Source organism: Caballeronia sp. INML1 (genome assembly GCF_023631085.1).
Taxonomy (GTDB): domain Bacteria; phylum Pseudomonadota; class Gammaproteobacteria; order Burkholderiales; family Burkholderiaceae; genus Caballeronia; species Caballeronia turbans.
Genome location: NZ_JALQDT010000056.1, coordinates 273,553 through 292,263 on the forward strand (window position 1 = coordinate 273,553; position 18,711 = coordinate 292,263).

The 18,711-nt window shown below is 61.0% G+C and carries 22 protein-coding genes and 1 pseudogene; 8 read left to right on the forward strand and 15 right to left on the reverse strand.

Annotation, left to right across the window (positions count from 1 at the left end; all coding sequences use genetic code 11):
- Nucleotides 1-86 precede the first annotated feature (86 nt).
- From NCR38_RS22375 to NCR38_RS22390, 4 genes are read left to right on the forward strand one after another with little or no spacing between them, the layout of a single operon-like run.
- Nucleotides 87-491 carry a hypothetical protein gene (locus NCR38_RS22375; RefSeq protein ID WP_250477634.1) on the forward strand — a complete coding sequence of 135 codons (405 nt, stop codon included), beginning with the start codon at nucleotides 87-89 and terminating at the stop codon, nucleotides 489-491.
- 3 nt (nucleotides 492-494) lie between these two features.
- Nucleotides 495-1,955: a phage portal protein gene (locus NCR38_RS22380; protein WP_250477635.1), complete on the forward strand. Its 1,461-nt coding sequence runs from the start codon at nucleotides 495-497 to the stop codon at nucleotides 1,953-1,955.
- Nucleotides 1,948-2,793: a hypothetical protein gene (locus tag NCR38_RS22385; RefSeq protein WP_250477636.1), complete on the forward strand. Its 846-nt coding sequence runs from the start codon at nucleotides 1,948-1,950 to the stop codon at nucleotides 2,791-2,793. The genes NCR38_RS22380 and NCR38_RS22385 overlap by 8 nt, the downstream gene beginning before the upstream one ends.
- Nucleotides 2,790-2,969: a hypothetical protein gene (locus NCR38_RS22390; protein WP_250477637.1), complete on the forward strand. Its 180-nt coding sequence runs from the start codon at nucleotides 2,790-2,792 to the stop codon at nucleotides 2,967-2,969. Before NCR38_RS22385 ends, NCR38_RS22390 begins: the two co-directional genes overlap by 4 nt.
- 186 nt (nucleotides 2,970-3,155) lie before the next feature.
- Here NCR38_RS22390 and NCR38_RS22395 read toward each other — a convergent pair whose 3' ends face one another.
- The 6 genes from NCR38_RS22395 to NCR38_RS22420 form a co-directional block, all read right to left on the reverse strand.
- The gene (locus NCR38_RS22395) at nucleotides 3,156-3,431 is read right to left on the reverse strand and encodes a hypothetical protein (protein WP_250477638.1); all 276 of its coding nucleotides are present in this window, start codon (nucleotides 3,429-3,431) and stop codon (nucleotides 3,156-3,158) included.
- A gap of 9 nt (nucleotides 3,432-3,440) precedes the next feature.
- Nucleotides 3,441-3,857, reverse strand: coding sequence for an antirestriction protein (locus NCR38_RS22400; protein WP_250477639.1), 417 nt, complete (start codon nucleotides 3,855-3,857; stop codon nucleotides 3,441-3,443).
- A 75-nt stretch (nucleotides 3,858-3,932) separates the two neighbouring features.
- The gene (locus tag NCR38_RS22405) at nucleotides 3,933-4,532 is read right to left on the reverse strand and encodes a helix-turn-helix domain-containing protein (protein WP_250477640.1); all 600 of its coding nucleotides are present in this window, start codon (nucleotides 4,530-4,532) and stop codon (nucleotides 3,933-3,935) included.
- 103 nt (nucleotides 4,533-4,635) lie between these two features.
- Nucleotides 4,636-4,845: a hypothetical protein gene (locus NCR38_RS22410; RefSeq protein WP_250477641.1), complete on the reverse strand. Its 210-nt coding sequence runs from the start codon at nucleotides 4,843-4,845 to the stop codon at nucleotides 4,636-4,638.
- Between the two features lie 5 nt (nucleotides 4,846-4,850).
- Nucleotides 4,851-5,132 (reverse strand): hypothetical protein, encoded by a 282-nt coding sequence (locus NCR38_RS22415; RefSeq protein WP_250477642.1) that lies wholly within the window; start codon nucleotides 5,130-5,132, stop codon nucleotides 4,851-4,853.
- A gap of 13 nt (nucleotides 5,133-5,145) precedes the next feature.
- The gene (locus tag NCR38_RS22420; RefSeq protein WP_250477643.1) at nucleotides 5,146-5,340 is read right to left on the reverse strand and encodes a hypothetical protein; all 195 of its coding nucleotides are present in this window, start codon (nucleotides 5,338-5,340) and stop codon (nucleotides 5,146-5,148) included.
- Between the two features lie 239 nt (nucleotides 5,341-5,579).
- Here NCR38_RS22420 and NCR38_RS22425 point away from each other — a divergent pair, with 239 nt between their 5' ends.
- Entirely contained in the window at nucleotides 5,580-6,908 is a 1,329-nt protein-coding gene (locus NCR38_RS22425; protein WP_250477644.1) for an IS4 family transposase, read from the forward strand.
- Between the two features lie 54 nt (nucleotides 6,909-6,962).
- On the opposite strand, the gene NCR38_RS22430 is transcribed toward NCR38_RS22425, so the two are convergent.
- The 4 genes from NCR38_RS22430 to NCR38_RS22445 form a co-directional block, all read right to left on the reverse strand.
- Entirely contained in the window at nucleotides 6,963-7,292 is a 330-nt protein-coding gene (locus tag NCR38_RS22430; RefSeq protein WP_250477645.1) for a hypothetical protein, read from the reverse strand.
- Nucleotides 7,286-7,669 carry a hypothetical protein gene (locus NCR38_RS22435; protein WP_250477646.1) on the reverse strand — a complete coding sequence of 128 codons (384 nt, stop codon included), beginning with the start codon at nucleotides 7,667-7,669 and terminating at the stop codon, nucleotides 7,286-7,288. Before NCR38_RS22435 ends, NCR38_RS22430 begins: the two co-directional genes overlap by 7 nt.
- 428 nt (nucleotides 7,670-8,097) lie before the next feature.
- A complete protein-coding gene (locus NCR38_RS22440) occupies nucleotides 8,098-8,673 on the reverse strand; it encodes a hypothetical protein (RefSeq protein WP_250477647.1) in 576 nt (191 codons plus the stop codon).
- A gap of 319 nt (nucleotides 8,674-8,992) precedes the next feature.
- Nucleotides 8,993-9,634 carry a DNA ligase gene (locus NCR38_RS22445; RefSeq protein ID WP_250477648.1) on the reverse strand — a complete coding sequence of 214 codons (642 nt, stop codon included), beginning with the start codon at nucleotides 9,632-9,634 and terminating at the stop codon, nucleotides 8,993-8,995.
- 476 nt (nucleotides 9,635-10,110) lie between these two features.
- Between NCR38_RS22445 and NCR38_RS22450 the strand changes: the two are divergent.
- Nucleotides 10,111-11,212, forward strand: a pseudogene (locus NCR38_RS22450) (MFS transporter); the annotation flags it as partial.
- A gap of 7 nt (nucleotides 11,213-11,219) precedes the next feature.
- Nucleotides 11,220-12,956 (forward strand): D-lactate dehydrogenase, encoded by a 1,737-nt coding sequence (gene dld / locus NCR38_RS22455; protein ID WP_061118927.1) that lies wholly within the window; start codon nucleotides 11,220-11,222, stop codon nucleotides 12,954-12,956.
- Between the two features lie 9 nt (nucleotides 12,957-12,965).
- Here dld and NCR38_RS22460 read toward each other — a convergent pair whose 3' ends face one another.
- From NCR38_RS22460 to NCR38_RS22470, 3 genes are read right to left on the reverse strand one after another with little or no spacing between them, the layout of a single operon-like run.
- Nucleotides 12,966-13,859 (reverse strand): tyrosine-protein phosphatase, encoded by an 894-nt coding sequence (locus NCR38_RS22460; RefSeq protein WP_061118926.1) that lies wholly within the window; start codon nucleotides 13,857-13,859, stop codon nucleotides 12,966-12,968.
- A complete protein-coding gene (locus NCR38_RS22465) occupies nucleotides 13,856-15,163 on the reverse strand; it encodes an ATP-binding protein (RefSeq protein WP_061118925.1) in 1,308 nt (435 codons plus the stop codon). The genes NCR38_RS22460 and NCR38_RS22465 overlap by 4 nt, the downstream gene beginning before the upstream one ends.
- Nucleotides 15,164-15,168: 5 nt before the next feature.
- Nucleotides 15,169-15,897 carry a response regulator gene (locus NCR38_RS22470; RefSeq protein WP_061118924.1) on the reverse strand — a complete coding sequence of 243 codons (729 nt, stop codon included), beginning with the start codon at nucleotides 15,895-15,897 and terminating at the stop codon, nucleotides 15,169-15,171.
- 241 nt (nucleotides 15,898-16,138) lie between these two features.
- Between NCR38_RS22470 and NCR38_RS22475 the strand changes: the two genes are divergently transcribed.
- Entirely contained in the window at nucleotides 16,139-16,888 is a 750-nt protein-coding gene (locus tag NCR38_RS22475; protein WP_061118923.1) for a response regulator, read from the forward strand.
- A gap of 558 nt (nucleotides 16,889-17,446) precedes the next feature.
- Here NCR38_RS22475 and NCR38_RS34515 read toward each other — a convergent pair.
- Nucleotides 17,447-17,668: a TNT domain-containing protein gene (locus NCR38_RS34515; protein WP_086961174.1), complete on the reverse strand. Its 222-nt coding sequence runs from the start codon at nucleotides 17,666-17,668 to the stop codon at nucleotides 17,447-17,449.
- A 210-nt stretch (nucleotides 17,669-17,878) separates the two neighbouring features.
- The coding region (locus NCR38_RS22480) for an RHS repeat domain-containing protein (protein ID WP_284503711.1) at nucleotides 17,879-18,711 on the reverse strand (833 nt) is incomplete at its 5' end.

Here is an 18,711-nt window from a genome sequence, read left to right on the forward strand (position 1 = left end):
GTCTGAAGCTCGCAACCCTGAAAGACACGGGCGAGGCAAATCCTCCCCCGTGTCTTTTTTTCGATCACGCGACAGGAGACGACGCGATGAAAGTCAAGGCGAAGATGCGCTTCAACTACGGGAAAAGAATTTACTTCCCGGACGACGATATCGACATGCCCGACAAGGACGCGAAGCTATTGGCCGCGGCTGGCCGGATCACGATCCCGGAACCCTCCGACGCGCCGAGCGCGAAAACGAGCCGGAAGCGCGCAGGCGGCGCCGGCGCGGCGGCGAAGCCTAGCACAAAGGCAGAGACGTCCGGCGACGCGAGAAGCGCTAAAAACGCGCCCGCTGAGACGAACGAACCGCCGCCGAAAGACGACAGCGCCGCCGACGAAGCGAAAGAGACGAAAAGCGGAAAAAAGACGTCCAAAAGCGGCGGCTACAAACGGCGCGACGTGCGCGCGACCGAAGACCGCGGCGACGACGCGGGCGACACCGGAGAATGACCGATGCGACTCCTGGGCTTCGATATCGCGGTTACGCGGGCGTCGCGCGTCAAGCCCGTGCCGATGGATGGTCAGACCGTGGGAAGTGGCGCGCTAGGTCCGTTCGGTTCTGGCGGCTGGTGGCCGCTGATAGTGCGCGAGTCGTTCGGCGGCGCGTGGCAGAGCAACGTCGAACTGCGTCCCGAAACGATATTGGCCTATCACGCGGTTTATGCGTGTATCACGCTTATCAGCGCCGATATCGGCAAGCTGGCTGTGCGCCTGATGAAAGCCGATGGCGAAATCTGGGTCGGCGGCCAATCGAGCGCGTTCTCGCCGGTGCTGCGCAAACCGAACCGCTACCAGAACCATATCCAGTTCATTGAAAACTGGATCATGTCCAAGCTGACGCGCGGCAACACCTATGTGCTGAAGGAGCGCGACGCGCGCGGCGTCGTGGTCGCGATGTACGTGCTCGATGCGAGCCGCTGCCGTCCGCTCGTAACCGACGATGGCGCGATCTACTATCAACTGGACGTGGATCAACTCGCGGGCATCGTGCCAGAACGTAACGATCAGCAGGTCATCGTGGCAGCCAGCGAAATCATTCACGACCGCATGAACTGCCTGTTTCATCCGCTTGTTGGCACGTCGCCGCTGTTCGCGTGCGCGCTCGCCGCGCGTCAAGGGCTGGCGATCCTCAACGACTCGGCCGCGTTCTTCGAGAACGGCGCGGAACCGGGCGGCATTCTCGTTGCACCCGGCGCGATCAGCGACGAGACCGCCAAGCGCCTGAAAGATAGATGGGAACAGAACTATGGCGGATCCAATCGCGGCCGCATCGCAGTCCTGGGCGACAACCTGAAATACGAACCGCTGACGATGACCGCGGTCGATGCACAGCTGGTCGATCAGCTTCGTATGACGAGCGAAATCGTGTGCTCGGTGTTTCACGTTCCCGGCTACATGGTGGGCGTTGGCGCGGCCCCGACCTATAACAACATCGAAGCGCTGTCGCAAAACTACTATTCGCAGTGCCTTCAATCCCTGATCGAATCGTTCGAACTGTGCATGGATGAAGGTCTCGCGCTGCCGCCCGAGTATCGCACCGAACTCGACCTCGACGGCCTCTTGCGCATGGATACGGCAACGATGGTCAAGACGCTGTCCGATGCGGTCGGCGGCGGCATCGCAGCGCCGAACGAGGCGCGCAAGAAGCTGAACCTGCGGCCGATGAAAGGCGGTGACACGCCCTATATGCAGCAGCAGAACTACTCGCTCGCCGCGCTCGACGAACGCGATCGCAATAAGCCGTTTGCGAAACCCGATCCCGCACCCGTGGCCGGTCAGCCCGCGAGCACGAGCGAGAGCGGGAACGAGGCCGAGGACGACGAAGCCACAGCGGAAACCGACCAGCAACGCGCGGCCCGTTGGCTCGACAAGCTCCTCGCCGGCATGACCGACGGAGACAATGACCATGCGTGACACGACCCGAATCCCCGATGAACTGCTGGCGGTCATCGCGCGCGCGATCCGACTGCACGTCCACAGCTGTTGTGCGTCGCTCGTCGCGCGCATCGATACGCTCGAAAGGGTCGGCGCGCGCGAACCCGTCGTGAATGTGACGAGTTTTCCTGTGAAGGACCATACCGAGTCCATTGATAGTCTGCGCCGCACGCAGGAGGCACTAGACCGACAGTCGGCCGAGGATCGCCGCGCGCTAGACCGGTTGGTCGCCGGCATCGACGGCATAGGCGAGCGCGTCAAGACACTTGAGACGCGCACATCCGTCGAGAACGAGTTGGTTGTGTCGGTCAAGCAACACACCGCGACCATCGACGATTTGGGTCGCGCTCTCCAAGAACACGGCCGGCAGGTCGTCGAGGATCGGCGCTCGATCGACCGTCTGCAGGACGGAATCGAGGCCCTGGGCGATCGCCTGAACCGGTTGGTAGCCGGCATCGACGGCATAGGCGAGCGCGTCAAGACACTTGAGACGCGCGCATCCGTCGAGAACGAGTTGGCTGGGTCGGTCAAGCAACACACCGCGACCATCGACGATTTGGGTCGCGCTCTCCAAGAACACGGCCGGCAGGTCGTCGAGGATCGGCGCTCGATCGACCGTCTGCAGGACGGAATCGAGGCCCTGGGCGATCGCCTGAACCGGTTGGTAGCCGGCATCGACGGCATAGGCGAGCGCATCAAGACACTTGAGACGCGCGCATCCGTCGAGAACGAGTTGGCTGGGTCGGTCAAGCAACACACCGTGACGATCGACGATTTGGGTCGCGCTCAACCCGTGCAACCTATGGAGCGACCATGAAAGTGAAAATCGAGAATCAGAACGATGAACCTATCCGCGTCATCGTCGATTACGACAACGTCAATGAAACGATTCTGGATGCGGGCGCGTCGGACGTATTCGAGTCCGAGGACGAAGGCGTGATCGAGCTACGCGAAGGCGACGGTAGCGACGATATCCAGAGAGACGACGAGTAGCGCAAAAACGCGCCGGAATCGCCGCTGGCGCGACGAACAAAAAGGCCGCGACGGTTTAGCACCGGCGCGGCCGCGAATCGGCTGTAGCGTGTTCTGGTCAGTTTTCAAATTTTCCGTTCTGCCTTGCTGTCGAGCGGCGCGCCGGCGAGCGCACGCCGCGCCGCGAGCGCATCCTCGATGTTCCCCTCAAGCGCCGTTGCAATCAGTTGCTTTACGAGCTTGCGCGATTCGCGCGCCGGTCGACGCGCCGCTTGCCGCGCTGCAAGTTTCATCGCGATTCGCTTCATCACAACCCCCTTCCGGTTCACGCTGCTGATGCAGATCGAGCACGGCCGCGATTATGCGATGGTAAGTGTGCGGCGCGCGCGCCCAATGCCATTCCCCCGACTTGCCGAGCTTTCGCATGTAGACCAGACCGCCGCGCACCTCATGCGCGCGGCCCTCAAAAAAAATCCGGCCCATTACTTGTCCTTAGTCGATCGCGCTCAGTATCGCTTCACGCTCGGCGTGATCGATCGCAAACGCGCGCAGCTGATGATAGTGATTCGAGAACTTCTCGCGCAGCGCTTCGTCGTCGATCCATACGAGCGCGCCGTAGACGAACAGCGTGACGATCACGCCGAATGCGTCGGCGCTAACGCTGCCTTCGTAGCCGTTACCACCGATCGCCACATCGAAGCGCTCGCGACCGGTCGGACGCAGATAGAACCCGCCGTTCGACAGCGTGAAGAACTCCCAATAGCCGCCGGTGTATTGCTTCGATAGCAGACACGCTTGATGGTAGACGAGCCCTTCGGCGCGCATCATCGTGCGCGGCGTGAACGCTTCGGGCAGGAAGGCAAGCCGACGATCGTCGGGCACTTTGGTTGCAACGACTTGTTGATTCATGGCGATCACTTCACCTCATAGAGCTTGTTCATCTTCATATCCATCATTCACAGTTGAAGTTCGATACCGTGCCGCTTACGCGGCCTTCTTACGCGCCGGCGCTTTCTTCGCGGCCGGTGCTGCTTTCTTAGCGGGCGCTTTCTTCGCGACAGGCGCGGCTTTCTTCGCTGCCGGTGCCGACTTCGTCGCTACGGTCTTCGTTGCCGCCGCTTTCTTCGCGGTGGGTTTTTTAACGGCTGCGTCGATCGCGTTCTGAATCGATGCGCCGATCGCGCCGATCGCGTCGCCCTTGCCATCGACGAGCATCGTTTGCGTCGGCGGCAGTTCCTTAGGCGTCGCGATGAAGCCGCCGAACTGTTGCGCCTTCGGCGATGCGAGCACGTCTGCACGGTTGTACAGGCTGCGCGTACCGACCTTGACCGGCAGAATCGAGAACGCCGTCGGCGTCATCTTCTTCGACGCCATCGAGCGCAGCGACGGCACGCCGTAGCCCGTGACCGCCGCGACTTCATCGATGGTCATATATTGCGCAGCTTCCTCGGCGGTCAACCTCAAGCTTTGCTTCGGACGCGCAGCTTTCGCGGCGGCTTGTTCTTCTGCATAGCGCCGGATTTCTTCGGCGACGATCGAGCGGATTGCGTTCAGCGTGACGTCGTTCAGGTTCAGGTTAGACATGGTAGGGTTCCTAAGTGTGTTTGTTTAGCGGCGATCGTCGCCGACAAGTTCATATTGCTGTGACTACGCTTGCTGAGACAGGCTTATCTGCAGTGCAAACACTCTACGAGTTAGGGCGTTGCAGCGTTCGAGCCGTCGCACAGACATAGTCGGCGACTTCAGACAGCGTCATCGTTTCGCGCATCACTTCCAACTCTTGCCAATTCCCGCTGATGAACCAGTTCGCGTTACCGGGAACGTCCATCCCGATTCGCTTCATCTCGAGAAGTTCAGCGCGCAAATCGGTGACGATTTTTGCAGTACCGGTTTTCATGTCGATCACCAATTCGCGCCGTGTTTCTTAACGCACTGATTTTGGACGATCAGCTGCGTGTCACTCGGGCTGAAGTTCTTCAACTGCGCATCGTGATAGATCATCGCGATTAGCGCGGACTTATCTTTTGCAGTGTCGTGAGCCTCTTGCTCGGGCATGCCAATATCGCGCCCTTGTGTCACTAGCGCCGCATATCGGCCTTCCGTATAACAGACCGGACCGGCATGAACGGGCGCGGCGGCGACGATAGTAGCGGCGGCGATGATTGCGGTAAGCAGCGTTTTCATCTGAGGTTCCTCGTTATTCGGTGATGGTTTTTTGCACGACCCAAAAACGGCCGTAGTATGCCGACATCGACATGCCGACCTTGTAGGGCTTGCCGCCGTTCGCGACAACGTGTTCGTCGATCAGCATGTACGGGTTCGCGTCGTCCTCGACGATCTGATCGTACGTCGGATATATGCCGCGCCTGTCGGTTATCGTTACTCGTTTCATGCATGCCTCGCGGTCAGTAATTTTTGTTTCGCGGCCGTCATCGCCGCCGACAACTACATATTGTCAAGCGAGGTCAGGAAAGCACACGACTTCAGCAGTGCAAACACTCTAAAACCCGCGCCAAACAAAAACCCCGCTCGGCGGCTAATGCCGTTCAGTTAAGACTGGACGGCATTTTTGTTTTTGAGCGGTAAGAAGTGGTTGTAAACCACGCGCCACGCTGTTAACTTGACGGCGCGATGCTTTCCAGCCACCTGACTTTTCTACTCGAAGCGCAGCGGCCGGCCGATCCGAGCCGGCTAGCCGAGCATTTGCCGTATGAGTGGATCGAGCGGGCGGTCCAGGCCACTGGTGTAGCGAGCATTCGGCGTCGCCGGCTGCCGGCCGAACAGGTGGTATGGCTGGTGATAGCGCTAGCGATGTATCGGCACTGGTCGATCAGCGAGGTCTTGGATAACCTGGATTTGGCGCTGCCTGACCACGCAAGTCCGTTTGTGAGCAAGAGCGCGGTGGCGCAGGCGCGCCAGCGCATCGGCGAGGCGCCGCTCGCATGGCTATTTGAGCGCACGGCGCGCGCCTGGTGCACGCAGGATGTGGGCCACCACGGGTTCAAAGGATTGAGCTTGTGGGCGATGGATGGCACTACGCTGCGTATTGCCGACAGCCCTGCCAACCGCGAGCACTTTGGCGCCCAGGGCTATGCCAGCGGCAAGGTCGCCAGCTATCCTCAGGTCCGGGCGGTCACGCTGACCTCCATTCCGACCCACCTGGTCGCGGATATGAACTTTGGCCGCTACGACACCAACGAAATGGTGTATGCCAAGAGCCTGCTGCCGCAGGTGCCGGACGATTCACTCACTGTGTTCGACAAGGGCTTTTTGGCCGCTGAGATCTTGTGTGGCCTGGCGATGAACGGCCGCAATCGTCACTTTCTGATTCCGGCCAAGTCCAATACTCGCTGGGACGTTATCGCGGGCACCGCTGAGGATGCGACCGTGCGCATGCGCGTCTCCGCTCCGGCGCGCAAGAAGTGTCCAGCACTGCCTGAGTTCTGGCAGGCGCGCGCAATTCGCACCATCGATGCGCGCGGGCGCGAACGCGTATTGCTGACCTCGTTGAGCGATCGCCGACGCTTCAAACCGGCCGATATCGTCGCCTGTTACGAGCGCCGCTGGCAGATTGAAACCAGCTACCGAGAACTCAAGCAGTCGATGCTGGGGATGGAACTAACCCTGCGTAGCCGCACAGTCGAAGGCGTCTATCAGGAAATCTGGGGAGCTCTGATTGCCTACAATCTGATCCGTCGCGAGATCGCCCATGCCGCCTTCGAAGTGAAACTCGCTCCAACGGACATCAGCTTTGTGCGCGCCGTCCACACGATCCAGCACGAGATGATGTGGGCCGCTGTCACCCCTGCGTTCGCCAAGCTGCCTGCATGCCTTCAGCGACTGCGCGAACGGCTGAAGGCGTTGCCAAATGAAAAACGACCCGGCCGCACATGCGAACGAGTCGTTAAATCGCGCCCTAGCCGTTACGCCGTTCGCTTTCTCAGAAAAGATCTTAACTGAACAGCATTACCGCTCGGCGGCGGGGTTCAGGTTGTACGACTAAGCGAGCGCGCGTCAGTCGTCTTCGAGAAAAACGATGCAGCGCGACGCAATCGCGAGCGGCGTGTCGGGATCGGCTTCCTCGCCGTCTGCAGTCGAGCCTACCCATAACGCGCGGCCGACGATCAACGGAGCAGGTATGCGCGAACAGGCGAAGGCGCCGCGGCCTTCGCGCTGATACTCGTCGACATAGAGCACATCGGGACCCGTGTCCCCAAGTTGATAACCATCGACATACTTGCAGTCGAGCAGCGCATAAACAGGGGCAAGCGAGTTGCGATCGCCGCGGTCAACGAGCGTGACCGTTCGTGCAAGCGGATCGATCAGATAGGCCCCGTTCAACATGCCTTCCGCTTATGCAGCGTGGTACGCGCCTCAACAAGGTGTTCGACCGGCAGCACCTTTCCAATAGGTTCATCGGGCGCGCAGGCGTTCTGCGTGTAGTCGATCCGGTCGAGCAGGAGCGCGAGCGTCGCGATGCACGCATGCGAGTCGGCTTTGATGACCGTATCGACTAGCTGCTTGAACCGCGCCATCGGTACGGCGGCCAGACCGAAGCCCGCGATTAGCGGCGTAATCTGCGCGACGCGTTCGAGGTCTCGGCGTGCAACTAGTATGTTCTCGGATTGAGGCGCGGTCGTATCGAGCAAGCCGCGCAAGGTAACGGATAGCTCGTACGCTTCGAGCATCGTTTCTCGGAGTTGTTCATCGGCATTGTTCATTATTACTCTCTCAGTCTGTACGCGTCTAATGCGGCGCGGGCTTGATGTATTACAGGGGCAGGCAGTACAGCGCCGATCTGTTCTGTCAACGTACAACGTCGGCTTGTATAGTCCACATGCGAAAGTATGAGCGCAAGCGCTTCGGAACACAGTATCGGATCGGCGTTCACGGTCTCTTTCTGAAGGCGGTTTTTGCGCCTTGAAGGTTTGGGTTTAGGGGGCAGCTTTTTTAGCGCCATTGCGTAACCCGCTACCAATGGCACGATGGACAGAAACCGACTGATTTTGGCACGCGGGACACTCACGAATTCGGGATCAGCTTTAGCGCTACGCACTACCATCCCGAGTTCGACGCATAACTCGTATAGTTCGAATATGTAATCGCGCATGACTAGATCAGGTGATGACTTTTCCATCGAAACTCCGTTCTATGGTTGAAAATACTCTCGCGCGGGATCGCCGTTGTCACGTCGCCGGCCGGTTTGTGGATGGCGAATCCATTGCTGTGGTTCGCCTTCACCGCTCCAGCTTTCGAGGGCGTGCTTAGCTGCGGCGCGGGTTCGATAGTAGTAGGCATCCGTGTGGCCATACGCGTGGACGCCAACGACCAGCGCGACAAGCCAAGGGTTGATAATCTGCAACGCGGCGATGCGGCCATCGTCGAGCACCTTGAACGGACGCTCGTATCCCATTGCGAGCAGGTTGTCGTCGATTGCATCGCCGCAAAACGCTGGGGTTAATACATCGAAGGTTGAAGCGAGTTTGATATCGAGCGGAGCGAACCCGTCAAATATTGGAGTGCCGCTGTCATGCTTTAGTTTGACTTCGTCCCATCGTCCTTCTGAATCGCGATATACGAGGCGCACGGCTGGCGTAAGTATCGCAGCGAGGTCATCTTTAATGATGCGGTCCATATCGTTGGTCACGCTTCGACAGCCGCTGCAATCACGATCGACGAGACAGATATAGTCGGTCACAAAGAACGTATAGTAGCGAGCGTTCATGGCTTGCCTCTCGCCTCTGATCTGCCCTTACTCGTCATCATCGTTCTCCGTTGGATTAACTGTTGGACGATCGAAGCCCCCCAAGACTTTTAGAAGGCCGGGAAAATAGACATCGCATCGCTCAGTCATTGAGGCGTTGCGCCTCGGACAATCCGCGAGTTCTGAGCCTAGATCGGTCATTGGGAAGTGTTCGCCAAACCTAGCAACCAGCCTGGACAACCGATATCGACCGAGCCTCTCACAACGGGAACAAGCGACCTCGATATGGGTCGCTCGCGTGGCAACGTCGCCAAGACTTACGCTTCCGTTTGCCATATGCTTATTTCCGCCCCCATCCAAGTGCAGCAGGCCGACTATAGGACGCGTATTTAATTTTTAGCCAATCGTTTGATCGTCCGCGCTGATAGGGAGCGTCGAGCCGCTTTGCAACCATCCCTTCAAAGTCGTGCGCTTCGACTTGCTCGAACACCCACGCGCCGGCCCCGACAACGCCGGTCACATAGGCCAGCGTATGGGCATTCTCGAATGAGTCGCGAAGCGCTTCCTTTCTGGCAAACAGTGGCAACGCGCGTAAGTCTCGTGCCCCGGCCGCGAGCATATCGAAGACATACAACCGGGCGGGATGCTCACGCAAGGCCGCGCGTACGCGCATCTCGACCTTTGTGCCGGCGCGCAACTGCAGGCGTTCGAACGAGGACTTGCCGGACATTTCGTCAACGGTTAGCTCTGCGTCCCATACGAAGTCGCCGGGGACAGCGCTAACGGCTTCGACAATATCGGGGAACGAGGGATTCATCATGTTGCCTTGACGTGAAATCAACTCAACGCGCCTGCCGACCTTGCGAGCGAGGCAACGATAGCCGTCGTAGTTCAACTCATAAAGCCAGTTCTCTCGCGCGAACGGCGCACGCGTAAGGGTGGCTAACAAGTCTTTGGCATCGATCAGCGGGATCGAGGTCATGCCGTCGCTGGCGGTACTCGAGCGCTGATGTAGCCATATTTGGCCCAAGCGTTGTTTGGGTCGCAGCCTGAGTAGGCGCAGAAGTGTTCGAAGTCGTCTAACGCGGTATGCCCATGTTCGTTAGGCACGAGGGGGCGAGCTTGAAGCAGATCGGCCAGTAACTGATCCGGGTTTCCGTAGCACATTGCGCGACTCCGGTATGTCCGGGCGCCGTACGCGTGAACGGTCACGGTGGTGGCGTGAACGTTCGCGGTGGTGGGTACGAGCCAGACACTTTGTCGAATTAAATCAAACGTCTGTTCGCCATTTATGCCGCTTGACGAATCGCGATTCTATCGTATAGGTTACAGCAGACCGGCGAGTGCGGGTTAGTACCTATAAACGCTCATCGCCTTTTTTTTTGTCTTTCTGCTAACTCATCGTTCCCGTCCTGCTAACTCGTCTCGACGTGCGGTTTACATTCCGTCCGTTAGCGTGTGCCGAGCAATATCCTCCTGCATCGCGTGGGTGCGCGCGTGTGGATCAGCCGCATCATGGTGACATGGGCGCTGGTGTCGGCGGCGTCGCTCTTCGTGAAGACGCCCGCGATGTTCTATACGCTCCGCTTTCTGCTCGGCGTCGCCGAGGCCGGGTTCTTTCCGGGCATCGTGCTGTATCTGACGTACTGGTATCCGGGTACGCGACGCGGCCGCATGAACGCGCTCTTCATGATCGGCATTCCGGTGGCGGGTGTGGTCGGCGGGCCGCTTTCGGGCTGGATCATGCAGGCGTTCAATGGCGTCCACGGCTTGTCGAACTGGCAATGGCTCTTTCTGCTCGAAGCGCTGCCGTCGCTCGTGCTCGGCATCCTGACGTTGTTCTTGCTGCCGAACGGCATCCGCGCTGCGTCCTGGCTCGGCGAGCAGGAAAAGCAGCTTCTGGAAGCCAACATCGCACGCGATGATTCCGCCGGCGCGGATCATTCGCTCAAGCGCGTCGTGTCGAACGGCCGCGTGTGGCGGCTCGCCGCGATCTACTTCTGCTGCATGATGGGCCTCTATGGCGTGAGCTTCTATCTGCCGACGCTCATCAAGACGGCGGGCGTGAAGGACGCACTCGACGTCGGCCTGTTCACCGCGATTCCCTATGCGGGTCGCGATCGTGTCGATGATGCTCGTCGCGCGCTCTTCCGACCGCCGCAACGAACGCCACTGGCATCTCGCGCTCGCGGGCATCGCGGCCGCAGCGGGCTTTTACGCGAGCACGCTCCATACGGGAAACCTCGCGCTCGCGCTTGTCACGCTGTCGCTCGGCACGGCCGGCGTATTGTCGATGATGCCGGTTTTCTGGACCTATCCGAGCAGCGTGCTGACCGGCACCGCCGCGGCAGCCGGCATTGCGATGATCAATTCGATCGGCAACCTCGCCGGCTTCGTGAGCCCGTCGATCATCGGCTGGATGAAGGATGTCACGCACAGCACGAACGCCGGTCTCGTCGTCGTTGCGGGAGCGCTCGTCGTCGGCGCGGTGCTGACGCTCACGCAGCGCGCAACGGCGGGGGCGCCGCAAGAGTCGTCTTCGGAACCGCGCCGCGCGTGAGGCCATCATGTCCGATACCGCCCTCTCCGCCCTTTCGTTCGGCGCGTCGCGTGCGAGCTTGCTCGCATCGCTCGGCGATGTCGCCGGCACGCACAACGTGCTCACAGGCGACGATGAAACGCGCCGCTATCGCACCGGCTACCGCTTCGGCAGCGGCCGCGTTCTGGCGGTGGTGCGGCCCGGCACGCTCGTCGAGCAATGGCGCGTGCTCGCCGCATGCGTCGCCGCGCGCGCAATCGTCATCACGCAGGCGTCGAACACGGGTCTGACGGGCGGTTCGACACCCGATGGCGACGACTACGATCGCGACGTCGTCATTGTCAGCACGACGCGCATCAAACGCGTGCATCTGATCGAGGGCGGAAAGCAGGTGGTGTGCATCGGCGGCACGACGCTCGATCAACTCGAACGGGCGCTCAAGCCCCTCGGACGCGAGCCGCATTCGGTGATCGGCTCGTCGTGCATCGGCGCATCGGTGCTCGGCGGTATCAGCAACAATTCGGGCGGCTCGCTCGTGCATCGCGGGCCGGCTTATACGGAGATGGCGCTGTTCGCCGCCGTCGATGCATCGGGCGTGCTGCGCCTCGTGAATCATCTGGGCATCGAACTCGGCAGCACGCCCGATGAGATTCTGTCGCGCATCGAAAACGGGACATTCACCGATGCCGATGTTCGTGATGGCGCGGCCGCTTCGGATCACGATTACGCGACGCACGTCCGCGATATCGACGCACCCACGCCCGCGCGCTTCAATGCGGACCCGCGCCGCCTGTTCGAAGCATCCGGTTCGGCAGGCAAGGTGATGACGTTCGCGGTGCGTCTCGACACGTTCGCCGCGGAGCCAGGCGCGAAGGTGTTCTACATCGGCACGAACGATACGAACGTGCTGACCGACATTCGACGGCATGCGCTCGCGAACTTCACGCATTTGCCGATTGCGGGCGAGTATCTGCATCGCGATGCGTTCGACATCGCGAAGAGATACGGCAAGGATCTCTTCGTCATCATCGACAGGTTCGGCACGGATCGATTGCCCCTCTTCTTCAATCTGAAGACGCGATGCGATGCGTGGTTCGAGCGCCTCGGTGTCCTGCCGAAGCATATGAGCGATCGCATGCTGCAGTGGGTGAGCGAGCGTCTGCCCGACCATCTGCCGGCGCGGCTCAACGCGTATCGCGCACAGTACGAGCATCATCTGATGCTGAAGGTGCCGGCAGCGGGCATCGAGGAAGCACGCGCGTTCCTGGCCCAGCGTTTCGCGAACGGCGGCGGCGCGTATTTCGAATGCACCGACGAAGAGGGCCGCAAAGCCTTTCTGCATCGGTTCGCGGCGGCAAGCGCGGCGGTGCGTTATCGCGCGGTGCATCACCGCGAGGTCGAGGATATCGTCGCGCTCGATATCGCGCTACGGCGCAACGACCGCGACTGGTACGAGCGCTTGCCGGAGAAGATCGAGCGCCCGATCATTCTGAAGCTGTATTACGGGCACTTTCTGTGTCATGTGTTCCATCAGGATTACATCGTCGCCAAGGGCAACGACTGCATGGCGCTCGAGCACGAGATGCTCGCATTGCTCGATGAGCGTGGCGCCGAGTATCCCGCCGAGCACAACGTAGGGCATCTGTACGAGGCGAAGCCGCAGCTCGCCGCGTTCTACAAGCAACTCGATCCGTGCAATTGCTTCAATCCGGGCATCGGGAAAACGTCGAAATTTGCGGCGTATCGGGAGCATGCGCAAGCCTGAGCGTCCCGTCTACGCAATCAGCTTCGCCCGCAACATCGCCACATCCGCACTATTCATCGACAAGCCCTGCGCGAGATAGCGGCCGAGCGTGCCGAATTCGCGATGCATTTCTTCGAACGCCGCTTCGAGCGTCGCGCTTTGCGCCTGATACAGCGGCGCGACCGTCTGCGTATCGGTGCCGAGTCGCGCCGCATGCGCCGTCATGCGTGCGTCGATCTGCGTCTGTGCCGCCGTGTTCGTCAGCAGATAGTCCTGGATGATCACGTCGAGCGGCACGCCCGCGATGGAGAGCAGAAGCGCCGCCGCCCAGCCGGTGCGGTCCTTGCCCGCCGTGCCGTGGATCACCTGCGGCCCCGACACGCGCGCGAGCCGCGTCAGGAGCAAGCCGAACTGCAAACGCGCGACCGGGTCCGTGACGAGCTGACGCTCACGCTCCACGATCCACGCGCTCGCGGCAGCGGCGTCGGCCGGACTCGCCGCGGCAACGTCGATCGGCGCGATCTCGTGCGTCTCGCGCACGGCGCCCGATGGCAGGTGATCCGGCGCGATCGAAGCTTCTCCTAGGACGCGAAGATCATGCACCGCGCGCAGCGACAGGCGCGCGAGCGCAGCCGCGTCCGCATCGTCGGGCGTGAGCGCGCCCGAGCGATAGAACATGCCGCGCCGCAAGCGTGCGCCATCGACGGTCGGATAGCCCTCGCCCATCCCGGCAATATCGCGGAAGTTTTCGATCGTGGACAGCTTCGGCGTGTCGGTCACGTTCTGGCCGTCGCTCGCGCCGCCGCACGCCGATAGCAGCGCGCCTGCGCCGAACGTGGTCGAAAGCAGCGCCGCACGCGCGCCGCGGCGAATGAAAGCACGGCGCGACAACGGCGTCGTGCACATGGACGAAACGAGCATCATGTTTCTTCGAAGGGAATGACGATGCGCACGATCAGCCCGCCGCCTTCGGCATTGCCGATCTCGCAGCGGCCGCGCTGCTCGCGCGCAAGACGTTCGACGATGGTGAGCCCGAGCCCGCAATGCCCGTTGCCGCTGCGCGCTGGGTCGAGCCGCACGAAGGGCCGCAGCACGTCATCGAGACGCTCATCGGGAATGCCGGGTCCGTGGTCGCGCACTTCGATCAGCCAGTCTCCGCCCTGCCGCGCGGTGCGGATTTCGACAGGCGGCTCGCCATGCTCGAGCGCGTTGTCGACGAGATTGGTCATCAGGCGATCTATGAAGGTCCGCGGCAACCTGAATGTCTCGCCCGCTTCGAGCGACAGCGCGAACAAGGGTTCGTCGCCATCTTCGGGCGATGCGAACTGCTCCGCGATGAACGCATCGACACCGGTCTTCGCGCTCTCCGACGACGACCGGCCCGCGAATTCGAGGAACTGCTGCACGATGCGCGTCATCGAATCGATATCGCGCAGAAAATGCGCGCGCTCGCGTTCGTCTTTCGCGAGCACGGTCGCGCGCAACGACAGGCGCGTGAGCGGCGCCTTCAGATCGTGCGCGATGCCGGCGAGCATCACGGCGCGATCGTCGTCGGCGTCGGTGAGTTTCTTCATCATCTGATTGAACGCGCCGATCAGTTCGCGCAATTCGCGCGGCCCGTTTTCCTCTACGGGCACCGGCCGTTCGCCGCCACCGAAGCGGCGCGCCGCCTGCGCGACGCGTGCGAGCGGGCGTTGCAGTTGCCACGTCGCGATGAGCGAGAGCACGAGCGCACCGGCGAGCAGCACGACGCCCTCCGTGATGAACGGCGCGGGCGGCGGCAGATCGATCGGCGTGACGATCCACACGTTGCTCGACGGATAACGCACCCAGAGCCGCGACTTGTTATGGCCATCGATATCGACGGCGATCTGCGAGCCCGGCGGCAACCGCTCGGCGAGCTGGCGCGCGAGGTGCGCATGGCGCGTCTTCGCGGCGTCGCGCAGCGTGAGCGGCTCGGGCATGTTCCACACCGGCACGAGATGCACGCGCGTCTCGCGCATGAGCCGTCCGCCGAGCGCGACATCGTTATGCGCCGCTTCCAGCACGATGAGCAACGCGCGCGCGTAACCATCGGCTTCCTTGTGCGGCCCTTGCACGTGCAGAATCGCGAACCATCCGCCCTGAAGCGCGAGCAGCACGCAGATCGACACGATCGCCATGCGGCCGAACAGCGTGTCGATGAAACCGCGCGGCCTGCGCGCGGACTCCCAGAAACCCGGACGCATCGTGGTTACGCCTCGGTCCAGCCGGATGCCGGAGCGTCCGTGTCGGGGACGAATACGTACCCCTGCCCGCGCACGGTCTGCACATGACGCGGATGCGATGGATCGTCTTCGATGAGGCGGCGCAAACGCCAGATCGGCACATCGAGGCCGCGATCGCGAAAAGGCAGATCGTCGCGATGCACTAGATCGTGAATCAGCACGCGCGACAGCACCTTGTACGGATGCTTGATGAACACCTTGAGTAGCGCGAATTCGCTATCGCGCAGCGCGATGCGTTCGCCGCCGCTCGATAGCGAGCGCGTCACGAAGTCCACTTCGAAGCGCCCGAAGCGTTCGCGCGGCGCGGGCTCCGGACGGCTCGGCGCGCTCGCGCGCCGCCGCAGCACCGCCTCGATGCGCGCGAGCAGTTCGCGCGGATCGAAAGGCTTGGCGAGGTAGTCGTCCGCACCCGACTGCAGCCCCGCGATCTTTTGCGGCACGCTGTCGCAACCGGTCACGAAGATCACCGGAATGTCCTCGCCCGCCGCGCGCAGATCACGCAGCGCGCGCAGGCCGTCGATGTCCGGCATCATGATGTCGAGCACGACTATGGACGGACGTTCGAGTGTAAGCCGCCGCCGCAGGCCGCCGCCGTCGTGGAGGACGGAAACGTCGATGCCTTGCGCGTTGAAGAAGCGGCGCAGCAGATCGCGCACCGCGGGGTCGTCGTCGACGATAAGAACCGATGTAGACATCTCAAAATTTTATTCGGCCTTAATTCCTTATCGCGCTTCGTACGCCTGGCGCGACATTACGGATGTTTACGGAACGCATTGCGGACGCCAGAAACGTGTGAAGCACGCGCGTGCTATCTCGCGCGGACCCGCGTACGTGGGAGAGCCGCCGGCGCATCGTCGTTGAAACGCGCCGTAACGGAAAGAAATGGAAAGTTCGCGGCCATCGCGACGGCATCGGGCTTGCGCTTAGAATCCGCCCATGACACCCCATGTACTGATGGTCGACGACGACCCCGTTGTGCGCGATCACGTTCGCGACTATCTGCGGCAGCACGGCTTCGATGTCTCCGTCCTGAGCGATGGAACGGACCTGAAGCGCCGCGTGCAGGCCGAGCGTCCCTCGATGATCGTGCTCGACGTCATGATGCCCGGCAAGGACGGCATCAGCGCGCTGCGCGAGTTGCGCAACGCGCGCGACGATATCCCCGTGATGCTTCTGACGGCGCGCTCGGACGTGCTCGATCGCGTCATCGGGCTCGAACTCGGCGCGGACGATTATCTCGGCAAGCCCTTCGATCCGCGCGAACTGCTCGCACGCATCCGCTCGATCCTGAGGCGTCGCGAGCCCGCGTCGCCGGTCGTGGCGAGCGCGCCTGAGATGCGGCCGGCCTATCGCTTCGGCCCGTTCGAAATGGACTTCGGCACGCGCGAACTGCGCCGCGATGGCGAGCGTATTGCGCTGCGCTCGGGCGAATTCGCGCTGCTCAAGACGCTCGTTAAAAACGCGATGGTCGTGCTCACGCGCGCTGAGTTGAATGAAAAGATGCGCGGAAACGGCACGCATCGCGATCGCAGTCTCGATGTCGCGATCTGGCGGTTGCGGCGGCTGCTCGAGATCGATCCGTCGGAGCCGCGTTATGTGCAGACGGTTTGGGGGCAGGGGTATATCTTCGTGCCGCATGGCGATCCGGCTGCGGCTGGGCGGATTGCGGCGGGTGGTGGCGGTTAGGACGTTGATGAACGCGTGTTGGCGAATGAGCACTTCATTCGTCACGTCAAGCAAAGTTGAGCGTTGGACCGATGGGAATCGCGATTAAGTCTGTCCCGCTCGACTCCCAAGCCCGCCGAATTCGCGCTGAGGCAGCGCGTCAAGGTCGTCGCGGATCGGCCTGCGATTCCCACTGAACAAGATAGAGCCAAAGGCCGCCGCGTCAGCGGCCCGACGCCGTTATTCTGCCTGCTCCAATAAAAGCTCTCTCCTGAAAACCTACGCTTGTCTTTAAGGCCCATTGGATTTTCTGCGGAGTGGATCATCAGCAATAGGGACGCTTTTCGCGTTCCCTTGAGTTATCGTCCTAACATGTGCTTCAGTCTTTCAAAGAATTCACTACAAGCTTCCGCTTCGTCGGGATACGACCGCTCTTCGGTGCGCTGACCGCGCTCGCTATAAAAAATCCTCCAAGTCTTTCCTTCATGAATCAAACAAAGCGATTCGTCTGATACTTCATCAATTGAATAACTGTCCTTAGGAAAGTCAGTTGATTCCAACACTCTAACTAGTTCGTGTTTATTCACAATTACTCTTTACCTCACGCAAGTGACCAGAATCGATGAGCTCCTGTACTGATCGTGGCAGAAGATATTGAATTCCCCCGCCGGGTTCACCAAACCATGCTGCAATCTTGCTCGCTTTAACTTCCTCTATAGGCTTGACTACCTCGTAGGTGTAATAGGGTTTCGTGACATCGGTTCCTGGCGGCAAGGCTCGTATCGGGTATGGCGTCCCTATCGGTGATGTCTAACTACCGCCAGGATAGCCATAACGATCGATAAGCGTCCCCGGCTTCAAGGTGATAGTGCTAACGGGCCCTGATGCGCCGTCATTGGGCGGCCAATACGGAACAATCTCATTAGTTAAGCCTGTAGGGTCGATCCACCCGAATGTATTTGGCGCAAACTGATGTGGATTAACGCGGCCGTGCAGGCCAATCGGATCTTGCTAGATGAAGTTGCCGGTCTGGGAGTCAAAGTACCTATACCGGTTGTACCTCAGTCCCGACTCATCGTCCGAGTATTGGCCTTGGAGGCGGATCGGCTGGTCGATTGTATGCGTCTGGATATGATCAACCGCGCCCGTTACACCATAGTGTGCCTCCCAAGCGATCTGCCCGTCGTCGGTGCGTAGTCTCACCGGTGCGCCGTTCGAGTCGTTCTGATAGTAGAACATTTCAGCACGCGGCGCACCTGCGGCCTCATCTATCGAGACGGCCTGCATCGCCAGCGGCTCGAAGCTCTTCAGGTGGTAAGCATAGAAGCGGCCCTCGTTCTTGGAGCGTACATGACGGCTCTCGCCCGCCATCGCATCGCCGTCCCACAGAAAGCAGCGGGTCTGCACCTCGTCAGGCTGCGCGGTGTAAAGTCTTCCCAGCGCCTCCTTGCAGATACGCCTCCCCAGCGCGTCATAGCGATACGCCCACTGCTCGTTACGCGTGTTCTCGAACTGCACGAGCCGACCGAACGCATCCCACTTGAAACGCTGCACGCCCGACCGGTGATAATGCCGCTCGATGAGTTGTCCCGCCGCATCGAGCCACCATCGCGCGCCGCCGTCGTGCTCTATCTGCCGTCCATCCTTGTTCGCATACTGCCTGCTGAAACGATCGCCTTGCCTGTCATATACGAAGTGCCGCAACGTCTGCGCAGGGTCCGTATGCGCCACGATGCGCCCTAACGGATCGTAGCGATAGCGGTCTGTGCCAAGCCGCGAGTCGTCGCGCTCGGTGAGATTGCCTAGCACGTCGTAACGGTAAGCGACCTGATCGACAGTCTGTG